We start from the raw sequence: 20,311 nt of genomic DNA, 5'->3' as shown, positions 1-20,311 counted from the left end.
CGGCACGGCGCGAGTATGTTGACCTCCATGGCGGTCACCGTGATCCTCGAAATGCACTTCAAGCCCGAATCCGTGGCAACCGCGCGGGAAGTGTTCAGCCGCGCGCTCAAGGACACCCGGGCCTTCCCCGGCAACATGCGGACCGATGTGCTGATCGACGAGGCCGACGAAGGCCACTGGGTGATCTACGAGCTGTGGGAGTCGGTGGAGGCTGACGAGGCCTACCGCGCATTCCGCGCCGGTGAAGGCAAGTTGACCGAGGTGCCCGCGCTGGTGGCGGCGCCACCGGTCAAGACCCGGTACGTCACCAGCGACATCTGAGCGATCGCTGCCCCGGGCAGCCGGCCGCTGACCGATCCCGGCGCCCATTGAACCGATCGGCACCGCGCACCGTGTCCCCTACATCCACGCGACACAGTAGGGGGCAAGCCCATGCAGCGAACCATCAGCATGCGAACCGATTTCGCCATGGCCGGGATGGCCGCCGTCACCGCCGCCGCGGTGGTGGCCGCACCACTCGTGCCGGTCACGGTGGCGTCCTCACCGCCGGCGGTGGTGCGGGAGGTCCGACTGGCCGCAGCTGTCCCACCGGGCGGGCTGATCACCAGCATCCTGCACAACCAGACGGTCTACTGCTCGATCATCTGTCCTTTGATCGCCCAGGCCGGCGTGACGGCGGCGACCACTGCCCTGCAGGCGCCGGGGACTTTCCTCGCCGCGCTGTCGGCCGGTGATGTGCTCAAGGCCATCGGGGCGGCGGCCGCTTCGGTGACCGGACCGACCGAGACCGCCGCGCAGAAGGCCATCGATGCCGATGCCGAGATCCCGGCCCAGCGGGCGCTCAACGCGTTCGAGGTCGGCGTGGTGGGCCTGCTGAACGTGCTGCCCGCCATCCAGGATGGTTTGCCCGGGATCGCAGCGGCGCTGCAGAAGGCCCGGCAGGACACCTTCGACGCGCTCAATCTGCCGTTTACGCCCAACCCCACCCCGACGGTGATGCCGCACGGTGTGTTTCAGGTCGCCGTGGTCGGCGCCATCAATGTGGCTGCGGCCGTGATCTTTCCGGCCTTCAACGACTTCCTGTCCGGCATCTTCCAGGTACCCGATGCAGTGGCGCGGGAACTCGCGGCCTCCGGTAATCCGGTCAGTGCGCTGGCCGCGGGGATCAGAACGGCGGCCGGGTTGGCGGCGGCGGCAGGCAAGGTGGTCGCCCAGGCCGTAGCGACCGCGGTCGACGATGTCCGCGCTGCCGCGGCCGGGCAGCCGGCCAGCACCAGCCGGTCATTACCGAAGCCCGATCCCGGCACGACAGCGACCATGACTTCCGCGACGACTTCCACAACGACTTCGAAGGCTTCGAAGGCATTGACGGCGCCGACGCCGAAGACCGTGGCGGTCACGACGCCCAAAGCGGTCACCGCCACGGCCTCACAACGCGACGACGCGCCCACCGCCAAGTCCGACTCCACCAAGTCCGACTCCACCAAGCCCGACTCCACCACGTCCGACACCGACAAGCCCGACACCACTGCTACGTCGGCTACGTCCGCGACCGCGCCGTCCACGAGCACGCCGTCCACGAGCACGCCGTCCACGGGCACCAAACCGGCACGGCCCAACCCGGTGCAGGACGCCGCGTCGAACCTGCGCAACGCCGTGCACAACCTGGTCAAGAACCTCACACCGAAACCGCCGCACCAGACCGCCGCCAAGGACGGCCACGGCGCCGGCGCGCACCGCAAGTAAGCCGGCTCAGGGCGCGGCGGCGGGTTCCTCGGTCTCCGACGCGAGCACCGTCTCCGGCGGGGCGTTGCGCTCCCACAGCACCGCCCCCACGCACGCCGTCAGCACCCAGCCGGTGCCGATCACCCCACACCAGGTGAGCAATGCCATCGCCACCCCGATCGGACCGAACGCATCCCAGCCATCGAGCAAGGGCGGGAAGAACATTCGCGCCGCCAGCGGCACCACCGTGCCGTCGATCACCACACCGGCCAGACCGGCCAGGATCAGATACTTGCGACCCCGGCCACCATCACGCACCAACAGCGCAGGGGTTGCAGTCCAGAAGATCCACACCGGCACCAGCGACGCGAGAAACCGCAGTGTGCGCAAACCCAGATGATGGTGACCGCCGAACGCGATCCGTTCCCGGACGATGATCACCGCCAGATACAGCGCGAACCACAGAACGCCGCGGCCCAACTTGGCCACCCACCCGAACTGCTCACGACGCCAAGCCTTCGCGAAGATGCCGGCGATGGTCATCGACATCGGGATGCCCCACACCAGGAAGCCGGCGACGCCGAGGAACGACCAGCTCGACCGCAACCCCGACGCCGCGCCGAACACGGCCCGCACATGCTCTGTCATCGGGGACACCAGGCCGAGCTGGCGGCTGACGACGGTGCCCGGGCTCGCGTTGTCGGCGAAGCCGGTCAGGTAACTGAAGCCGAGAATCATCAACGGGATGACGGTGGTGAACAACTGCACCGACACAACAGCCCCGAGGGTGCCGCCGTCGATCTCGGTGAACCGGGCGATGACAGCGGCCACCAGACGCAGCTGGCGCAGCTCTGCCAGGCGCCGGTAGCGCTCCTCGAGCCGTCGCCGCATATCCACCGGGTCGGCCTGGGTGCTCATCCCCTGCAGATTAGTGCCGCCCGCACCGGCGTCACCGGGTGCACAGCACCTTCAGACGCAGTTGACAGCCCTGCGATCTGGCCGAATAGATCACCAGGTGTAGCCGGGCGGCGATGTGGGTACAGGCCAGTGTCCAGTCTGCCGACGCCCGCCCGGGCCGCGGCCCTGCCGGAAAGTGATGGATATGCGCCTGGTTGCGGCCGTGCTGACCGCCGTGGTCGTCCTGGCTTCCACGGCCTGCTCGCCCGGTGAACGCGTCGACCTCGGGTCGGACGCCGGCAATCTGATCGCCGCCATCGCCGGTGAGCCCGACCAACTCGACCCGCAGAAGACCAGCGCGTACTTCTCCTTCGAAGTGCTGGAAAACGTGTTCGACACCCTGGTGGAACCGGGCGCCGACCTCACCATGCGTCCCGCGCTGGCCGAATCCTGGGAGACCTCCCCGGACCAACTGGTGTGGACGTTCCGGTTACGCCGTGGCGTCACCTTCCATGACGGCAGCCCGCTGACCGCGGCCGACGTCGTGTACTCCTACCGCCGCATCATCGACGAAAAACTGGCCAATGCCGACAAACTCAGTGCCGTCACCGATGTCAGCGCCCCAGACGAGTACACCGTGCGGATCACCGTGGCGCACCCGACGCCGAACCTGCTGACCAATCTCGGCGGTTTCAAAGGCATGGCGATCGTGCAGCGCCGCAACGTCGAGGACGGGCAGATCGCCACCCACCCGATCGGCACCGGCCCGTTCGCCTTCGTCGCACGCAAGAGCGGCGATTCGATCACGCTGCGCGCCAACGCCAGGTACTGGGCCGGTGCCCCGAAGATCCCCGGGGTGACGTTCCGCTTCATCAGTGAACCGTCGACGGCACTGTCGGCGTTGCAGGCCGGTGAAATCGACTGGACCGATGCGGTTCCCGCACAGCGCGTCGCCCAGTTGCGCAACGACGACTCCCTGCACCTGGCGGTGACACCCAGTAACGACTATTGGTATCTGGCCCTCAACCAGGCCCGCGCACCGTGGAACGACGTGCGCGTACGCCAGGCGATCGCCTACGCCATCGACCGGCCCTCGATCGTGCAGGCCACCAGTTACGGTACGGCGCAAGCCAATCAGCTCGCCATCCCGGAAGGGAATCCGTGGTTCGTGCCGTATGACCGCTACCGCCGCGACATCGACACCTCGCGGCACCTGTTGCAGCAGGCCGGCGCGGCGCCGAAGACCATGGACGTGCTGGTCACCACCGAGTACCCACAGACCGTCACCGCCGCACAGGTGATCGCGGACAACCTTGCGCCGCTGGGTATCACCGCCAACATCCGCACGGTGGACTTCGCCACCTGGCTCGACGAACAGAACAGCGGACATTTCGACCTGCTGATGATGGGCTGGCTGGGCAACATCGACCCCGACGATTTCTACTACGCCCAGCATCACACCGGTGGTGCCAGCAATGCCCAGAAGTTCTCCGACCCGCGCGTCGACGCGCTGCTCGACGCCGGCCGCACGCAGACCGGTCAGCAAGCACGCAAGGACGATTACGCGCGCGCTGCCACCCTGATCGCCGACGAGGTGAGCTACATCTATCTCTACAACCCGGCGGTCATCCAGGCCTGGTCGCCCAACCTGGATGGCTATCAGGCGCGCCGCGACAAGGCGATCCGGTTCCGCGATGCGGTATTGCAGGCCGGCGGTGAGAATCGGTGACGGTACTCAAATTCCTGGCTCGCCGGCTGGCGTACTCGCTGGTGGTGCTGGTCGGTGTGCTGATCGTGGTGTTCGCGTTGGTGCACCTGGTACCCGGAGACCCGGTCCGGATCGCGCTCGGCACCCGCTACACCCCCGAGGCCTACCAGGCACTGCGTCAGGCCAGCGGCTTGGACCGACCGCTGGCCGCCCAGTTCGCCAGTTACCTCGGCCATGCTGCCACCGGAAATCTCGGCGTCAGCTTCCGCAACGGTGACCCGGTGACGCAGGTCCTGCTCGAGCGGTTGCCGGCCACGGTGTCCTTGGCCGTCGTCGGAATCGTGCTGGCCCTGGTGATCGCGCTGCCCGCCGGCATCTACGCGGCCTTACGGGAGGGCCGGATCAGTGACGCGATCGTCCGGGCCACAAGCCAATTCGGGGTATCGGTGCCCGACTTCTGGCTGGGCATCCTGCTGATCTCGCTGTTCTCGTCGGTGCTGGGCTGGTTGCCGACGTCGGGGTATCGACCGTTGTTCGACGACCCGGGCGGTTGGTTGCGTCATGTCATCCTGCCGGGGCTCACCGTCGGGTTGGTGGCCGCGGCGATCATGACGCGCTATGTCCGGTCGGCGGTACTGGAGGTGACCGCGATGGGTTATGTCCGCACGGCCCGCTCGAAAGGCCTTCCGCCCCGCGTGGTGACGCTGCGTCACACCGTCCGCAACGCGCTGGTACCGATCCTGACCATCACCGGTATCCAATTGGCCACCATCCTGGGTGGGGTCATCGTCGTAGAAGTGGTGTTCGCCTGGCCGGGACTGGGCCGGCTGGTGTACAACTCGGTGGCGGCCCGCGACTACCCGGTCATCCAGGGCGCCGTCCTGCTGATCGCGGTGCTGTTTCTGGCGGTCAACCTGCTGGTCGATCTGCTCTACGCGATCGCCGACCCGCGGATCAGGCTGTCATGAGCGACCAACGGGTCAAGTCCTGGCGCCTGCTGGCGGCCAACCCCGTGACCGTGGTCAGCGCCGCCGTGCTGGCCGGCGTCGTCGCCATCGCCCTGACGGCCGCGTGGATCGCGCCGTACGGCGTCAACGACGTCGACGTACCGCAGGCGCTGCGCCCACCCAGTGGCTCTCACTGGTTGGGCACCGACGAGCTGGGCCGGGATGTCTTGTCGCGGGTGCTGGTTGCCGTCCAGGCCTCGATGACGGTGGCGGTGGTCAGCGTGGCCTTCGCCGCGGTCGCCGGGGTGACCGTGGGGGTGCTGGCGGGGTATCGCGGCGGATGGCTGGACACCGCGGTGATGCGCGTGGTCGACGTGCTGTTCGCGTTCCCGGTGTTGCTCCTGGCGCTGGCCATCGTCGCCATCCTCGGACCGGGTTTGGGCACAACGATTTTGGCGATCGGCGTGGTGTACACGCCGATTTTCGCGCGGGTTTCCCGGGCCAGCACGCTGTCGGTGCGGGTGGAACCGTACGTCGCGGTATCGCGCACCATGGGCACCGGCTCGGGCTACATCCTGGCCCGGCACATCTTGCCGAACATCACCGGCCCGCTCATCGTGCAGACCTCGTTGTCGTTGGCGTTCGCGATCCTGTCCGAGGCGGCGCTGTCCTTCCTCGGGCTGGGCTTACAGCCGCCGCGGCCGTCACTGGGCCGGATGATCTTCGACTCACAAGGCTTCGTGACGCTGGCGTGGTGGATGGCCGTGTTCCCCGGCGCGGCCATCTTCGTGATCGTGTTGGCGTTCAACCTGTTCGGCGACGGCCTGCGCGACGTGCTCGATCCCAAACAGCGCACCATGATCGAGGCCCGGAGGCGACGATGACAGATCCAGTGCTGGCCGTCGACGACCTGGCGGTGCGGATCGGCCGCCGCGAGATCGTGCGCCGGGTGTCGTTCGAGGTGCAGCGGGAGCAGACCCTCGGCATCGTCGGCGAATCCGGCTCGGGCAAATCGATGACCGTGCTGGCGGCCACCGGCCTGCTCGATGCGCCCGGCGCCGTGGTCAGCGGCTCCAGTGTCCTTGCCGGGCAACAAGAATTGGTCGGGGCGTCGGCGCGGACGCTGCGGCAAGTCCACGGCGGCCGGATCGGTTTCGTCTTCCAAGACCCCGGGACGTCACTGAATCCGTTGCTGACCGTGGAACGGCAGATCACCGAGACGCTGGAGACCCATAAGCGTCACACCCGCCGCCATGCCCGGGCGCGGGCGCTCGAGCTCCTGGAGGCGGTCGGCCTGCCCGAACCGCAGAACCGGTTGCGCAGCTACCCGCACCAGCTTTCCGGCGGGCAGCGTCAGCGTGTGATGGTCGCCATCGCGCTGGCCTGCGATCCGGAATTGCTGATCGCCGACGAGCCGACCACCGCGCTGGATGTCACGACACAGGCCCAGATCATCGCGTTGGTGCGGGACCTGCAGCGGGATTTCGGTACCGCGGTGGTGTGGATCAGCCATGACCTGGGCGTCATCGGCGAGGTGGCGGACACCGTCACCGTGCTGCGGGATGGGGCGGTGGTCGAGCGGGCGAGTGTGGATGGGATCTTCACCGATCCACGCGAGCCGTACACCCGTGAACTACTCAGTGCCCGTCCGGTATTGGGTGCCGGCGGCCCCCCGCCGGCACCCGCCGACGCGGAGGTGTTGTTGGAGGTCGACCGCCTCGACGTCCGGTTTCCGGTGAGCACACCCGTCGGCCGGTCGGTGGTGCATGCGGTCAAGGATCTGTCGTTCCGGATCCGGCGCGGCACCACCCTGGGCCTGGTGGGCGAATCCGGTTCGGGCAAATCGACGGTTGCCGCGGCGCTCACCGGCCAGCTGATGCCCGACTCCGGTGCTGCACGGCTGGACGGCACCGATGTGCTGCATGTGCGGCGTGACCGGCAGCGGGCGGTACGCCGGCGAATCAGCCTGGTGATGCAAGACCCGTTCGCCGCTCTGAACCCGCGGATGCCGGTGGGGGTCTCGATATCCGAGCCGTTGGTGGTGCATCGCCTGGTCGATCGCGGAGTACGGTCCGACCGCGTCGGTGAGCTGCTCGACGCGGTCGGGTTGTCGGGGTCGTTCGCATCCCGCTACCCGCACGAGCTGTCCGGTGGACAACGCCAGCGGGTGAACATCGCGCGGGCGCTGGCCGTGCAGCCCGACCTGCTGATCCTCGACGAGGCCACCGCGTCGTTGGATGTGTCGGTGCAGGCCAAGGTGCTCGACCTGCTGCGCGACCTGCAGCGCGAGCTCGGGTTGACCTACCTGTTCATCGCACACGATCTGGCGATCATCGAGCGGTTGAGCCACGATGTACTGGTGCTGCGGGCGGGTGAGTCGGTCGAATACCGTCCCGCCGCAGAGCTGTTCGCCGCTCCCGAACACCAGTACACCCGCGACTTGCTGGCGGCGGTGCCGCCGGATCGGTTGACGCGTGCCTGAAAAGGACTACTGGAATCACAACACCGCGTACCACCGCCGGCTGCTCGGCATCGCGGCCGAACACCCCGGGGATGTGCTCGACGTCGGCTGCGGTGAGGGCCTGCTGGCCCGGCGGCTGGCGCGCGTGTCGCGGACCGTGACCGCGATCGATCCCGACGCTGCCGCGGTCCGCCGAGCCCGTGCCCGCGTCGCAGCGCTGCCGAATGTCACCGTGGCCGAGGCATCGTTCACGTCCTTCGATCCGGGCCCACAACGGTTCGGGCTCATCACCTTTGTGGCCACCCTGCATCACATGGACCTGCGCGCGTCGCTGACGAAGGCACGGGATCTGTTGACACCGGGCGGCACCCTCGCCGTTGTCGGGGTGGCCGCCAACCGCACCGTCGGTGACTGGATCGCCGACGGACTGCGCATGCCGTTTGCCCGGGTCGCCGGCGTGCTGCACGGCGAGACCCGTGACATCGGCGTGGTGGTCGCCGAACCCCGCGAGTCGTTGAGCGAGATCCGGCGTACCGCCACGCAGATCCTGCCGGGCGTATCCATCCGCCGCGGCGTGTACTACCGCTACCTGTTGCGTTGGCGCAACGTCTGACCGGTGCTCACCACCGGTCGTGCCGGATGATTCCAGCCGCGTCGGGCATCAGGCTCAAGCCCGTGTTGCCCGTCGTGCCCGGCGTCGAAGCCGACCAGCCGAGACCCTCGCACACCAGGTCGGTCGGCATCGAAACCTGCGTCGGCACCGGAACCCCGAAACCGCTGAGGGCCGGCATGTTCAGTTGCGGCGTCGGCAGGAAACCGGTCAGGCCGCCGGTTCCGGTCGGCGGAGCCAGGGACGGCTGCGGGACGAAATCGGCCGCCAGACCGGCGGCCCCGGCCATCGGAGCCATCAGCAACCCGGGGACCGCGCCTGCGATCGCACCGGGAATCGCACCCGCCACCGCACCGGGAACGGCACCCGCGACGGCTCCGGGCACCGCCCCGGCGATCATGGCTCCCGGCAGCGCTGCCAGGGCGCCGGCCGGAGCACCACCACCCACCGCGCCGGCGTTGACCGCGGGCGCCGTGATCGTCTGCACGGCACCGAGCGCCCCGGTGCTGGCCATCAGCGGGCCCACCGCACCGGTGGTCAGACCACCCGATGCCGCGCCACCGCCACCGCCCGCACCGCCCGCGGCACCACCGCCACCGGCGGCACCCGCCGCGCCACCGCCACCACCGGCCGCGCCACCGCCACCCGCTCCACCGGCTCCGGCACCACCTGCACCGCCACCACCAGCACCGCCGGCTTCGGCTCCACCGGCCGCGCCACCGCCACCGGCACCTGCACCACCGCCACCGCCGGCACCACCGCCGGCGCCACCGCCACCGGCACCGCCGCCCCCAGCGCCGCCGCCACCGCCGGCACCTTCACCGCCGACGATCGCGGCCGCAGGCACGGCAGCCTCGCCGCCGCCGACCGCCGGCGCTCCACCGGGAATCGCCACCGCGGCGGCATCCTGTACCGCTGCCGCTGCCGGGCCACCCGCACCGGCGGCATCCGTCACCGCTGCCGCCGCGTCGACGACACCCGCGGCGGGAGCGCCCGCTCCCGGTGCACCCGCACCAGCACCCGGCGCGCCGACCGCGGCTTCCGGAACCGCCGCCGAGTTGAGTCCGGTCGTCGCCATCAATGGGCCGACCGACCCGGAATCCAACAACACCGGAGCACCGGCCTCTGCCGGAGCGGCCGCCCCGGCCGGCATCTCGCCCACGATCGGTGCGGCACCAGCACCACCGCCACCGCCGCCACCGCCCGCGCCGGCTCCACCGGCACCTCCAGCGCCGCCCGCTCCACCAGCGCCACCGGCGCCTCCCGCACCCGCACCGCCGGCGCCTTCAGCACCCGCGGCACCGCCACCGGCTCCACCGGCACCACCTGCGCCGGCACCTCCTGCACCACCGCCACCGGCCGCGCCTTCAGCACCCGCTCCGGCTCCACCGGCACCACCACCGGCAGCACCGGTACCGCCGCCACCGGCGGCTCCACCACCGCCGGCACCGCCGCCCGCAGCACCACCACTTCCACCGACCGCGGGAACCCCCGCCGCGGCTTCGATCGGTGCGCCGACAACCGCCGGCGCCGCAACGCTTTCCCCACCGACCGCCACCGCAGGAGCTCCAGCACCCGCAGCCCCGGCCGCCGCAGCAGCCAAGGGTGCCGCCGCTATCGCCGCTCCCGTGCCCGCGCCCGCAGCACCGCCGGCCACCGCACCACCGGCAGCCCCTACCGCACCGCCCGCGGCACCGCCGGCAATGGCGCCCGGCACGGCCGCGGCGACCGCAGCCGGAACAGCGGCAGCCGCAGCGCCCGGTGCACCGCCGCCGACCTCGACCGCAGGAGCGGCCACCTCGATCGGCGGGGCCGCGACCTCAACCGGTGGGAGCGCGACCTCTACGGGCGGGGCCGCCACCGCAACTTCGGCCGGAACCGCAATGGCTCCCGCGGTCCCACCACCGGCACCACCTCCGCCGGCCGCACCGCCTCCTGCTGCACCGCCACCACCGCCGGCATCGCCCTCGACGACGGCGGCCGCAGGCACCGCGGCACCACCACCGGCACCGCCGCCACCGGCTTCCCCGCCGGCCGCACCGCCGCCACCGGCTCCAGCGGCACCACCTCCGGCACCAGCACCTCCGCCGCCACCACCGGCCGCGCCACCGCCGCCACCGGCACCTTCACCACCCCCGACTGCGGCCACGGGTGCGGCGCCACCAGCACCGGCGCCCTCACCACCGACGACGGCCGCCGCCGGGGCGACAGCGTCGCCTCCCACAGCGGCAGGCACCATCGCTTCGGCGACGGGCGCACCGGCCGCACCGGCCGGGGGCACCACTGCGCCGGCGTCGGCGATCGGCGCACCGACCGGATCAGGACCCGCAACCGCGGCCGCCTGCAAAACCTCACCATGGAGGGCCCCCGCTGCCGCGTCACCGGCGCCCTCGGCACCGCCGAACGGCGCCCCCGCCGGAACGCCCGCGGCATCAGCGATCGGAGCACCCGCCGGCGCACCGCCCGCGGCGTCGGCAATCGGCGCGGCAGCCGGTGCACCGCCCGCGGCATCCGCAATCGGCGCGGCGACCGGTGCGCCACCGGCACCCGGGGCTCCCGCAGCCAACCCGACCGGTGCGCCCGCACCGCCGGCCGCTCCACCGCCGGCACCACCGGCACCCGCGCCTCCGGCCGCGGCAGCACCACCGCCCGCGGCACCGCCGCCACCCGCGCCACCTCCACCACCGGCAGCAGCGCCACCGCCACTGCCGCCCGCGGCGCCGGCGATCGGCGCGGTGCTCGCCACGCCGTTCGCGGCGCCGGCCGGCGGGATCACCACAGGTTGAGCGGCGGCACCGGTGAACGGCGCCGCCAATCCGCCGCCGCCCTGCCCTCCCGCAGGAGGTGCCGCTGCCGCCTGCTGCACCATGCCGACACAGGGCACACCCGGGCTGGCTTTGAACACCGGCTGCGCCTCCGCGGCCGCGCTGAGCGCCAGCGCGGGCGAGCACAACGCGGCCGTCGCGACGATGCTGACGGCCAGCCGATTCGACTTACTACGCATGTTCTCCCCATGTGCTTATTGACGCCCGAGTCAGGGTTGAAGGTAAGTCCCATCTGTGTAATTTCCGCGTTCGACAGATTCGACGGTTATCGATCCGATACGAAGGCGAGCCGACGCTGTGACAGAGCTGGGCAAGTACCGCCGAAACCCCACGGAAATCGCCGGTCAGCGCGGTCGTAGCCTGGGCCCATGACCGATCTCGTGCTCGTCGACATCGCCGACCGCGTCGCCACCATCACCGTCAACGACCCGGACCGCCGCAACGCGGTGACCGCCGACATCTCTCGCGCCCTACGCGCCGCAGTCGAGGCCACCGAAGCCGATCCGGGAGTGCATGCGGTGATCGTCACCGGTGCCGGCAAGGCCTTCTGCGCGGGCGCGGATCTGACCGCCCTGGGCGAAGCTGCCGAGGACGGTCTGCGGGTGATCTACGACGGCTTCCTCGCGGTCGCGAACTGCGCCCTGCCCACCATCGCCGCGGTCAACGGCGCCGCGGTCGGAGCCGGGCTCAACCTCGCGCTGGCCGCCGACGTCCGCATCGCCGGCCCCGCGGCGCTGTTCGATCCACGCTTCCAGAAACTGGGTATCCATCCCGGCGGCGGCGCCACGTGGATGCTGCAGCGCGGCGTCGGGCCCCAAGTTGCCCGGGCCGCATTGCTTTTCGGCAAGCGCTTCGACGCCCAGGAGGCAGTGCGTTACGGCCTGGCACTCGACGTGGCCGGCGACCCGGTGGCTGCCGCCCGTGAACTCGCGGCCGGGCCGGCGGGCGCACCTCGGGATGTGGTGTTGGCCACCAAGAAGTCGATGCGCGCCACGGCCAACCCCGGCTTCCTGGACAACGAACAGCACGCGCTCGCCGTCGACATCGAGATCACCCCGCAGGCCCGCTCCATCGAGTCACCCGAATTCCAGAGCCGGCTCGCCGCGGCGAAGAACAGGTGACTAGAGATCGGCCAACGCCAGCTCCGGCGTCTCGATCAGATCCCTCAGTTCACAGAGAAACTCGGCAGCCTGGGCACCATCGGCGATGCGGTGGTCGAACGCGCAGGTCAACGACATCGTCGCGCGCGCCACGACGGCACCGTCGACCACCACCGCGCGCGGTTTCAACGATCCCATCCCGAGGATGGCCGCCTCCGGATAGTTGATCACCGGCACCCCGTCGTCCAGCCCGAGCGCACCGAAGTTCGACACCGTGAAGGTCGAGCCCATCAACTCGGCCGGACGCAAGCCGCCACCACGCGCACCCTCGACCAGCCGTGTCACCTCGTCCGCCAGCGCACGGGTGGTGCGGGCGTGCGCATCGACCACCACCGGCACCAACAGTCCGCGCGCCGTGGCCACGCCGATGCCCAGATGAATCGACGAATGGTGGTGTATTCGTGGCCCTTCCGGGGTGTCCACCCATGTCGAGTTCAACAGTGGGTGATGCTGCAAGGCCAGCGTCAACAGTCGCAAGGTCAACACGAATGGCGTCATCTGCAATCGGTGCGCCAACGCCTGCAGGTTGGTTCCGTCGGCGATCACGGAGGCATGAGCATCCGGAATTCTGCTGCGCGACATCGACATTCGCTTGGCCATCTCGGCTTGCACGCCGGTGAGCGGCACCAGATCCGACGTCGCCGAGGCAGCCAATACATCATCGCGGGTGACGATTCCGTCCGGCCCCGTCGGGGTCAGCGCGGTCAGGTCCACCCCGTTGGCGCGAGCCAACTTTCGGATCGACGGCTTGGCCCTGGCGCGCCGCGATCCGTCCATCCGCTCGTCGGCGCCGTAGCCCACCAGCACCGCGCCGGACGCCCCGTCGCTGCGCTCGCCCGTGCCTGATCCCCCGTCGCTGCGCTCGTCGGTGCCTGATCCCCCGTCGCTGCGCTCGCCGGTGCCCGATCCCTCGGTGCTGGACGGTCCCTCGACCCGCACCAACACCGCCCCGACCGCCAACGTCTCCCCCACCGCCCCGCCGAGTTCGGCGATACGCCCGGCATACGGACTGGGAATCTCCACCTCGGCCTTGTTCGTCTCCAGCGTGCACACCACCTGGTTCAGTTCCACCGTGTCACCCACGTCGACCGACCAGCCGGTGATGGTGGCGTCCTCCAGCCCCTCGCCGAGGTCGGGCACCCGGAATTCGAGAAGCTGTGAATTCGTCACTGCGCCATCGCCTTCTCGATACAGTCCAGCAGCCGGTCCACCCCGGGCAGCCACAGTTTCTCCAACCGGGCCGGCGGATACGGCGTGTCGAAACCGGTGGCCCGCAACACCGGCGCCTCCAGGTCGTAGAACAGGTCCTCGGAGATCCGGGCGGCCAGTTCGGCTCCGAATCCGAGCGTCCGCGGTCCCTCATGCATCACCACGCAGCGGCCGGTGCGCCGCACCGAGTCGGCCACGGTCTCGAAGTCCAGTGGATTCAGGGTGCGTAGGTCCACCACCTCAACGCTGACGCCCTGGTCGGCGACGATGCCGGCAGCGTTGCACGCGGTGTCGACCAGCCCGCCGTAGGTGAGCACCGTGATGTCGGTACCGTTGCGGCGCACCGCCGCCCGCCCGAACGGCAGCACCGGCGTCTCGGTGTCGACGGTGCCCCGGGTCCAGTACCGCCGCTTTGGTTCCAGGTAGATCACCGGGTCAGGGCACGTGATGGACTGCCGCAGCAACCAATACGCATCCGCAGGGGTCGACGGCACCACCACCTTCAAACCCGCGGTGTGCAACCAGTAACTTTCGGTGGATTCCGAATGGTGTTCCACCGCACCGATACCGCCGAACGACGGGATGCGCACGGTGACCGGCATGTCGATATCACCGTGGGTGCGGGTGCGGTATTTGGCCAGGTGGCTGACCATCTGGTCGAATGCCGGCGCGGAGAAGCCGTCGAACTGGATCTCCGGAACCGGCACCAGCCCGCGCACCGCCATCCCGATGGCGATGCCGATGATCGCCGACTCGGCCAGCGGGGTGTCGAAACACCTTGGTACACCGAAGGTCTCGGCCAAGCCATCGGTCACCCGGAACACACCGCCCAGGGTGGCGACGTCCTCGCCGAACACCAACACGCGGTCGTCGGCCGCCATCGCGTCGTGTAGCCCCTGGTTGATGGCCTGCGCCATCGTCATGGTGAGCAACGAGGGTCGCGGCTCCGGGAAATCGCCCACGGGTGGGCGCTCGATGATCTGCGTCATGTCAGGCCTCCTTTCCCAGTTCGATGAGCATCTCGTCGCGTTGCCGGGCGAGTTCGGGGGTGATGTCGTGATAGACGGCGTCGAACACCTCCGCGATACCAGGGTCGGGTGCATCGACGATGGCGTCGCGCAACTCCGCGCGCAGCCGCGCGGCCTTGGCCGCGACCCGCTCGGTCAGGCGTTCGGTGAGCACCCCGGTTGACTGCAGGTACGCGGTGTACCGGGCGATGGGATCACGTGCCGCCCAGCGCTCGACGTCCGCCGCGGCGCGATACCGGGTGGGGTCGTCGGAGGTGGTGTGCGGGCCCATCCGGTAGGTGATGGCCTCGACGAACGTCGGACCGCCACCGCTGCGGGCCCGTTGCGCGGCCTCGGCCACCACCGCGAAACAGGCCAACACGTCGTTGCCGTCCACCCGCACGGCCGGCATGCCGTACCCGGCCGCCCGCTCGGCCAGCGACGATGCGGCGTGCTGATGGCTGACCGGGGTGGAGATGGCGAACTGGTTGTTCTGGATGAAGAAGATGGTCGGGACCGCGAACACCGCGGCCAGGTTGAGCGCCTCGTGGGCGTCACCTTCGGAGGTGGCACCGTCGCCCATGAAGGCGATGGTCACCGAGTCCTCCCCGAGGCGTTGCGCGGCCATCGCCGCACCCACGGCGTGCAGTCCGTGGGTGCCGATCTGGATGGAGATCGGCGCGCAGCATTTCTCGGTGAACGACAGGCCGCCGTGCCACGATCCCCGCCACACCGCCCCCATTTGGGCGGGGGCGATGCCGCGGGTGAGAAACGCCCCCAGCTCGCGGTACTGCGGGAACAGCCAGTCGGTCTTACGCAGGCAGGCCGCGGCACCCACCTGGGCGGCCTCCTGGCCCCGGCACGACGCGTAGAGGGCCAGCTCGCCTTGGCGCTGCAGGTTCACGAACTCGATATCGAGCTCGCGCGTCAGCACCATCAGTTCGTAGAGCCAGGCCAGCGTCTCCGGCGGCAGGTCACGCCGATAACGGGTCTCGGGGGTGGGTGAGCCATCGGCAGCCACCAGCCGCACGGGCTCGAAAACCTCAGCCATACCGCCTCCTTCAGGTGACGGCATGTTCGGCCGTCAGTCCGCGAGGTGCTCAGCGCCGTGACGGTCGGCCCGATCCCCTGGTGCGGGGGTGCCGGCTGGCTACCCGGGTGTGGAGCCAGCGCGACGATCCGTGCTGCCCGTCGCAGTACTGGGGCACTTCCCAGTATGCCCTCGAATCGGGCGCGCCCATGGTGAACGGTGGTCACGAGTTGGCTGCGTGTCGCAGATCAGGCGGCCTTGACCCGGCGTACGGTCTCGCCCTGCCCGGGTCAGCGGGGCGCGAGAGCCACGATGCGTTCCGCGCGTCGCAACACCGGCGCGTCGACCATCAGACCCTCGTACTGGAACACCCCGCGCTGCCTGCCGGCTTCCTCGAGCACGGCCCGGGCCCACCGCACCTCTTGCTCGCTCGGCGCGTAGGCGTCGCGGATCACGGCCACCTGGGTGGGATGGATGGCGACCTTGGCGTCGAAGCCGACGGCGACCGCGTCATCGCACTCCGCCCGCAGCCCGTCGAGATTCTTGATGTCCAGGTACACCGAATCCAGCGCCATCCGCCCGTAGGCCTTGGCCGCCAACAGGGTCTGTGACCGGACGTGCTGGGCGACGTCGCGGTAGCTGCCGTCCGGCCGGCGGTTGGCGGTGCCGCCGAGCACCGCGAACAGATCCTCGGCACCCCACATCACGGCCAGGGTGTTGTCGGGCCGCACCAGTTCGACGACGTTGAGCGCGGCCAGCGGGGTTTCGATCAGGACCACGACCTGCAACGGTGCCAGCGCCCGCACCTGGTCGGCGTGTTCGGTCTTGGCCAGCATCACCGTCGTGTACTCGGTGCGCGCCAGCGCCCGCAGATCGAGCTCGTGATCGGGGGTGCCCGCCGGATTGACCCGCACCACCGTGCGGGAGGGGTCCAGTGGGGTGCCGATCAACGCCTCCCGCGCGGCTTCGCGGTCATGGGCGGCCACCCCGTCCTCCAGGTCCAGGATCACGATATCGGCTGCCGCAGCGGCCTTTTGGAACCGCTCCGGACGGTCGGCCGGGCAGAACAGCCAGCCGGGGCCGGGGTTGGCGAGCGACACTAGGCCTCCTGGGGTTTCTTGCGCACCATGGTCTTGCGGGTGGCGGTCGCCACGATGTCGCCGTGCTGGTTGCGGCCGGTGTGGGCGAAGGTGACGATGCCCTCCCCGGGCCGGCTCTTGGATTCGCGCTTCTCGATGACCTCGGATTCGGCGTACAGCGTGTCGCCGTGGAACAACGGCTTGGGGAAGGCGATCTCGGAGAATCCGAGGTTGCCCACGATGGTGCCCTGGGTGAGCTGAGCCACCGACAATCCGACCAGTGTGGACAGGGTGAACATCGAGTTCACCAGCCGCTGATGGAATGGCGGCAACGCGTCGGAGAATGCCGCGTCCAGGTGCAGCGCCTGGGTGTTCATCGTCAAGGTGGTGAACAGGACGTTGTCGGCCTCGGTGATGGTGCGCCCGGGCCGGTGCAGATACAGCACGCCGGTCTCGAACTCCTCGTACCACAGCCCGCGCTGCTCGACGGTTCTCTTGGTCATAGACCCAGTTCCCGCCCGATCAGCATCAGCTGCACTTCGGTTGTGCCCTCGCCGATTTCGAGGATCTTACTGTCCCGGTAATGCCGGGACACCGGATACTCGTTCATGAAGCCGTACCCGCCGAAGATCTGGGTGGCGTCCCGGGCGTTGTCCATCGCGGCCTCGCTGGACACCAGCTTGGCCACCGAGGCCGCCTTCTTGAACGGCTTGCCCGACAACATCAGCGCGGCTGCGTCGTAGTACGCGGTCCGCGCGGCATGTGCGCGGGCCTCCATCCGGGCGATCTTGAAGGCGATGGCCTGATACGTCCCGATCTTGGCGCCGAACGCTTCGCGCTCCTTGGCGTACTTCACGCATTCGTCGACGCAGCCCTGCGCCGCACCGACCGACAGCGCGGCGATGGCGATGCGCCCCTCGTCCAGGATGCGCAGGAAGTTGGCGTAGCCACGGCCGCGGTCACCGAGCAGGTTCTCGGCGGGCACCCGGACGTCGTCGAAGCTGAGCGGATGGGTGTCCGAGGCATTCCAGCCGACCTTGTTGTAGGCGGGTTCGGCGGTGAACCCCGCGGTCGGCACCGGCACCAGGATCGACGAGATCTCCTTCCTACCGTCGGGGCCTTCGCCCGTCACCGCGGTGACGGTGACCAGCTTGGTGATATCGGTGCCGGAATTGGTGATGAACTGCTTCGAGCCGTTGATCACCCAGGTGTCACCGTCGAGTTTGGCGGTGGTCTTGGTGGCCCCGGCGTCGCTGCCGCCGCCGGCTTCGGTCAATCCGAAGGCGCCCAGCGCCTTGCCGCTGGCCAGCAGGGGCAACCACTCCTGCTTCTGCGCCTCGTTACCGAACCGGTACACCGGCATCGCGCCCAGTGACACACCGGCTTCCAGGGTGATCGCCACGCTCTGGTCGACCTTGCCGAGTTCCTCCAAAGCCAGGCACAGCGCGAAATAGTCCCCGCCCATGCCGCCGTACTCCTCGGGGAACGGCAGACCGAACAGGCCCATATCGGCCATCCCGGAGACAACCTCGTACGGGAACGAATGCTCCTCATCGTGTTTGGCGGCCACCGGGGCTACGACGCTCTGTGCGAAGTCGCGGACGGTCTTGGCCAGCTGCGCGTAGTCGTCGGGCAGCGTGCCCGTGGACAGGAAGTCGCTCATTGTTGGGTCTCCTTGGTTGCGGCGGTGATTCGGGCCAGCGGCTGACCCACCTTGACCTGGTCGCCGACGGCGACGAGAAGTTCGACCACGCCGCCGACCGGCGAGGACAGCGTGTGTTCCATCTTCATGGCCTCGACGGTGACGACAACGGCACCGGTTGCGACGGTGGCGCCGTCGGTGACGCCGACGGCGACCACCGCCCCGGGCATGGGGCTGACCAGTTCGGCGTCCCCGGAGTGCTCGTCGTCGGGGCGCACCGGCGCTTCGCGCACCTCGTGTACCGCGACGGTGCCGTGCGGCCCGGCCAGCCAGATATGCGGACCGTCGGACGCGACGATGTAGTCGGTGCGCAGGCCGTCCACGGCGACGGTGAGATCGCGGCCGTCCAATCGTGCTGTCAGCGAATATGTTCCGCCGTCTTCTACGGTCGCGACCGCAGTGTCGGGGCTGCCGGTGATCCGTACGTGGTCGACACGCTCACCGGCCTGCAGCCGGAACGTGCTCGGCGCCCGCTGTCCGGTGCGCCAGCCCGACGGTGCCGACCACAGGTTGTCGTCGGCGGCGGCCCAGCACTGCAGCCACCGGTAAGCGGCCGCGGCGACGAGATCTTCGTCGGCGACCGGTGCAGTGGTGTAATCCGGTAGCCGGCGATCGAGCAGGCCGGTATCCAGTTGGCCGGCAATGACATCCGGGTCGGCCAGCAGGAACCGCAGGAAGTCGATATTGGTGGTGACACCCAGCACGGCGGTCTGGGCCAGGGCTCGGTCCAGACCGCGCAGCGCGCCCGACCGGTTGTCGGCGTACGCGATGATCTTGGCGAGCATCGGGTCGTAGTCGCTGCCGACGACGGTGCCCGGATAGATTCCCGAATCGACGCGCACCCGTTCGGGTTCGACCACGTCGAGTACCGTCCCGCCGGTCGGCAGGAAGCCGTTGGCCGGGTCCTCGGCGTACACCCGGGCCTCGATGGCGTGCCCGTCGAGCGTGACATCCTCCTGGCGTATGGGCAGCGGCTCCCCCGCCGCGACCCGCACCTGCAACTCCACCAGGTCGACGCCGGTGACCAGTTCGGTGACTGGATGTTCCACCTGCAGACGCGTGTTCATCTCCATGAAGAAGAACTCGTCGGGCTTGTCCGCGGAGACGATGAACTCGACGGTGCCCGCGCCGGTGTAGTCCACGCTGCGGGCGGTGTTGCAGGCCGCCTCACCGATGCGGGCGCGGGTCGCGGCGTCCAGCAGCGGCGACGGAGCCTCCTCGATGACCTTCTGGTGCCGCCGTTGCAGGCTGCATTCCCGCTCACCGAGGTGGATGACGTTGCCGTGCCCGTCGGCGAGCACCTGCACCTCGATATGCCTGGGCCGCAACACGAATCGTTCCAGGAACAGAGTGTCGTCGCCGAATGCCGAGGCCGCCTCGCGCCGGGCGCTAACCAATGCCGCAGGCAGTTCGTCGGCCGAGTGCACCACCCGCATGCCCTTGCCTCCACCGCCCGCCGACGGTTTGACCAGCACGGGGAAGCCCACCTCGGGGGCCCCGGCAATCAGGTCGTCGTCGGTCAGGCCGGGCCGGGAGATGCCGGGAACCACCGGCACCCCGAACGCCGATACCGCGGCCTTGGCGGCGATCTTGTCACCCATGGTGCCGATCGCGGGCACCGGCGGGCCGATGAACACGATGCCCGCGGCGTGCAGAGCGGCCGCGAATTCGGCGTTCTCGGCCAAGAAGCCGTAACCGGGGTGCACGGCCTGCGCGCCGGTGCGGGCCGCGGCTCCCACGATGGCTTTGATGTCGAGGTAGCTCTGCCGGGCGGAGGCCGGACCGATGCGTACCGCGACGTCGGCCTCGGCGACATGGCGGGCCCCGTCGTCGGCGTCGCTGTAGACGGCGACCGCGCGGATGCCCATGGCGCGCAGCGTGCGGATCACCCGGACGGCGATCTCGCCGCGGTTGGCCACGAGGACGGTATCGAAGCGTCGGACAGTCATCT

General features: G+C 69.7%; 20 protein-coding genes. 8 read left to right on the top strand and 12 right to left on the bottom strand.

Annotation, left to right across the window (positions count from 1 at the left end; genetic code table 11):
- Positions 1 to 27 precede the first annotated feature (27 nt).
- Together AWB94_RS26655 and AWB94_RS26650 are read left to right on the top strand one after the other, a co-directional pair.
- Complete coding sequence (locus AWB94_RS26655) at positions 28 to 321, top strand: putative quinol monooxygenase (protein ID WP_062657986.1); 294 nt, start codon at positions 28 to 30, stop codon at positions 319 to 321.
- A 111-nt stretch (positions 322 to 432) separates the two neighbouring features.
- Positions 433 to 1,746 (top strand): hypothetical protein, encoded by a 1,314-nt coding sequence (locus tag AWB94_RS26650; RefSeq protein ID WP_062657948.1) that lies wholly within the window; start codon positions 433 to 435, stop codon positions 1,744 to 1,746.
- A 6-nt stretch (positions 1,747 to 1,752) separates the two neighbouring features.
- Here AWB94_RS26650 and AWB94_RS26645 read toward each other — a convergent pair whose 3' ends face one another.
- Positions 1,753 to 2,643, bottom strand: coding sequence for a hypothetical protein (locus AWB94_RS26645; RefSeq protein WP_062657949.1), 891 nt, complete (start codon positions 2,641 to 2,643; stop codon positions 1,753 to 1,755).
- Between the two features lie 184 nt (positions 2,644 to 2,827).
- On the opposite strand from AWB94_RS26645, the gene AWB94_RS26640 reads away from it, so the two are divergent.
- Genes AWB94_RS26640 through AWB94_RS26620 form a run of 5 tightly spaced genes read left to right on the top strand, consistent with a single transcriptional unit; the run spans position 2,828 to position 8,351 of the window.
- Entirely contained in the window at positions 2,828 to 4,351 is a 1,524-nt protein-coding gene (locus AWB94_RS26640) for an ABC transporter substrate-binding protein (protein ID WP_062657987.1), read from the top strand.
- A complete protein-coding gene (locus tag AWB94_RS26635) occupies positions 4,348 to 5,298 on the top strand; it encodes an ABC transporter permease (RefSeq protein WP_062657950.1) in 951 nt (316 codons plus the stop codon). Before AWB94_RS26640 ends, AWB94_RS26635 begins: the two co-directional genes overlap by 4 nt.
- Positions 5,295 to 6,161: an ABC transporter permease gene (locus AWB94_RS26630; RefSeq protein ID WP_062657951.1), complete on the top strand. Its 867-nt coding sequence runs from the start codon at positions 5,295 to 5,297 to the stop codon at positions 6,159 to 6,161. The genes AWB94_RS26635 and AWB94_RS26630 overlap by 4 nt, the downstream gene beginning before the upstream one ends.
- Positions 6,158 to 7,759, top strand: a complete 1,602-nt coding sequence (locus AWB94_RS26625; RefSeq protein ID WP_062657952.1) for a dipeptide ABC transporter ATP-binding protein — start codon at positions 6,158 to 6,160, stop codon at positions 7,757 to 7,759. Before AWB94_RS26630 ends, AWB94_RS26625 begins: the two co-directional genes overlap by 4 nt.
- The gene (locus AWB94_RS26620; protein WP_062657953.1) at positions 7,752 to 8,351 is read left to right on the top strand and encodes a class I SAM-dependent methyltransferase; all 600 of its coding nucleotides are present in this window, start codon (positions 7,752 to 7,754) and stop codon (positions 8,349 to 8,351) included. The genes AWB94_RS26625 and AWB94_RS26620 overlap by 8 nt, the downstream gene beginning before the upstream one ends.
- A gap of 7 nt (positions 8,352 to 8,358) precedes the next feature.
- Here AWB94_RS26620 and AWB94_RS34770 read toward each other — a convergent pair whose 3' ends face one another.
- From AWB94_RS34770 to AWB94_RS34755, 4 genes are all read right to left on the bottom strand, one after another.
- Positions 8,359 to 8,862 (bottom strand): hypothetical protein, encoded by a 504-nt coding sequence (locus tag AWB94_RS34770; protein ID WP_131805341.1) that lies wholly within the window; start codon positions 8,860 to 8,862, stop codon positions 8,359 to 8,361.
- Between the two features lie 23 nt (positions 8,863 to 8,885).
- On the bottom strand, positions 8,886 to 9,296 hold the full coding sequence (locus tag AWB94_RS34765) for a hypothetical protein (RefSeq protein WP_131805342.1): 411 nt from the start codon (positions 9,294 to 9,296) through the stop codon (positions 8,886 to 8,888).
- Between the two features lie 129 nt (positions 9,297 to 9,425).
- Positions 9,426 to 9,896 (bottom strand): hypothetical protein, encoded by a 471-nt coding sequence (locus AWB94_RS34760; RefSeq protein ID WP_131805343.1) that lies wholly within the window; start codon positions 9,894 to 9,896, stop codon positions 9,426 to 9,428.
- Between the two features lie 294 nt (positions 9,897 to 10,190).
- Positions 10,191 to 11,048: a hypothetical protein gene (locus tag AWB94_RS34755; RefSeq protein WP_131805344.1), complete on the bottom strand. Its 858-nt coding sequence runs from the start codon at positions 11,046 to 11,048 to the stop codon at positions 10,191 to 10,193.
- A gap of 493 nt (positions 11,049 to 11,541) precedes the next feature.
- Between AWB94_RS34755 and AWB94_RS26605 the strand changes: the two genes are divergently transcribed.
- Complete coding sequence (locus AWB94_RS26605; protein WP_062657956.1) at positions 11,542 to 12,294, top strand: enoyl-CoA hydratase; 753 nt, start codon at positions 11,542 to 11,544, stop codon at positions 12,292 to 12,294.
- Here AWB94_RS26605 and AWB94_RS26600 read toward each other — a convergent pair whose 3' ends face one another.
- From AWB94_RS26600 to AWB94_RS26570, 7 genes are all read right to left on the bottom strand, one after another.
- Complete coding sequence (locus AWB94_RS26600) at positions 12,295 to 13,503, bottom strand: dihydrolipoamide acetyltransferase family protein (protein ID WP_062657957.1); 1,209 nt, start codon at positions 13,501 to 13,503, stop codon at positions 12,295 to 12,297.
- A complete protein-coding gene (locus AWB94_RS26595) occupies positions 13,500 to 14,531 on the bottom strand; it encodes an alpha-ketoacid dehydrogenase subunit beta (protein ID WP_062657958.1) in 1,032 nt (343 codons plus the stop codon). Before AWB94_RS26595 ends, AWB94_RS26600 begins: the two co-directional genes overlap by 4 nt.
- Before the next feature lies 1 nt (position 14,532).
- Positions 14,533 to 15,600 carry a pyruvate dehydrogenase (acetyl-transferring) E1 component subunit alpha gene (pdhA, locus tag AWB94_RS26590; protein WP_062657959.1) on the bottom strand — a complete coding sequence of 356 codons (1,068 nt, stop codon included), beginning with the start codon at positions 15,598 to 15,600 and terminating at the stop codon, positions 14,533 to 14,535.
- Between the two features lie 269 nt (positions 15,601 to 15,869).
- A complete protein-coding gene (locus AWB94_RS26585) occupies positions 15,870 to 16,679 on the bottom strand; it encodes an HpcH/HpaI aldolase/citrate lyase family protein (protein WP_062657960.1) in 810 nt (269 codons plus the stop codon).
- Positions 16,679 to 17,161, bottom strand: a complete 483-nt coding sequence (locus AWB94_RS26580; protein WP_062657961.1) for a MaoC family dehydratase — start codon at positions 17,159 to 17,161, stop codon at positions 16,679 to 16,681. Before AWB94_RS26580 ends, AWB94_RS26585 begins: the two co-directional genes overlap by 1 nt.
- Positions 17,158 to 18,321 (bottom strand): acyl-CoA dehydrogenase family protein, encoded by a 1,164-nt coding sequence (locus AWB94_RS26575; protein ID WP_062657962.1) that lies wholly within the window; start codon positions 18,319 to 18,321, stop codon positions 17,158 to 17,160. Before AWB94_RS26575 ends, AWB94_RS26580 begins: the two co-directional genes overlap by 4 nt.
- The gene (locus tag AWB94_RS26570; protein ID WP_062657963.1) at positions 18,318 to 20,309 is read right to left on the bottom strand and encodes an ATP-binding protein; all 1,992 of its coding nucleotides are present in this window, start codon (positions 20,307 to 20,309) and stop codon (positions 18,318 to 18,320) included. Before AWB94_RS26570 ends, AWB94_RS26575 begins: the two co-directional genes overlap by 4 nt.
- Between the last annotated feature and the right edge of the window lie 2 nt (positions 20,310 to 20,311).

Origin of the sequence: Mycolicibacterium canariasense (assembly GCF_002101555.1) — a bacterium.
Lineage (GTDB): Bacteria > Actinomycetota > Actinomycetes > Mycobacteriales > Mycobacteriaceae > Mycobacterium > Mycobacterium canariasense.
This window is presented reverse-complemented; position numbering and strand designations above follow the sequence as displayed.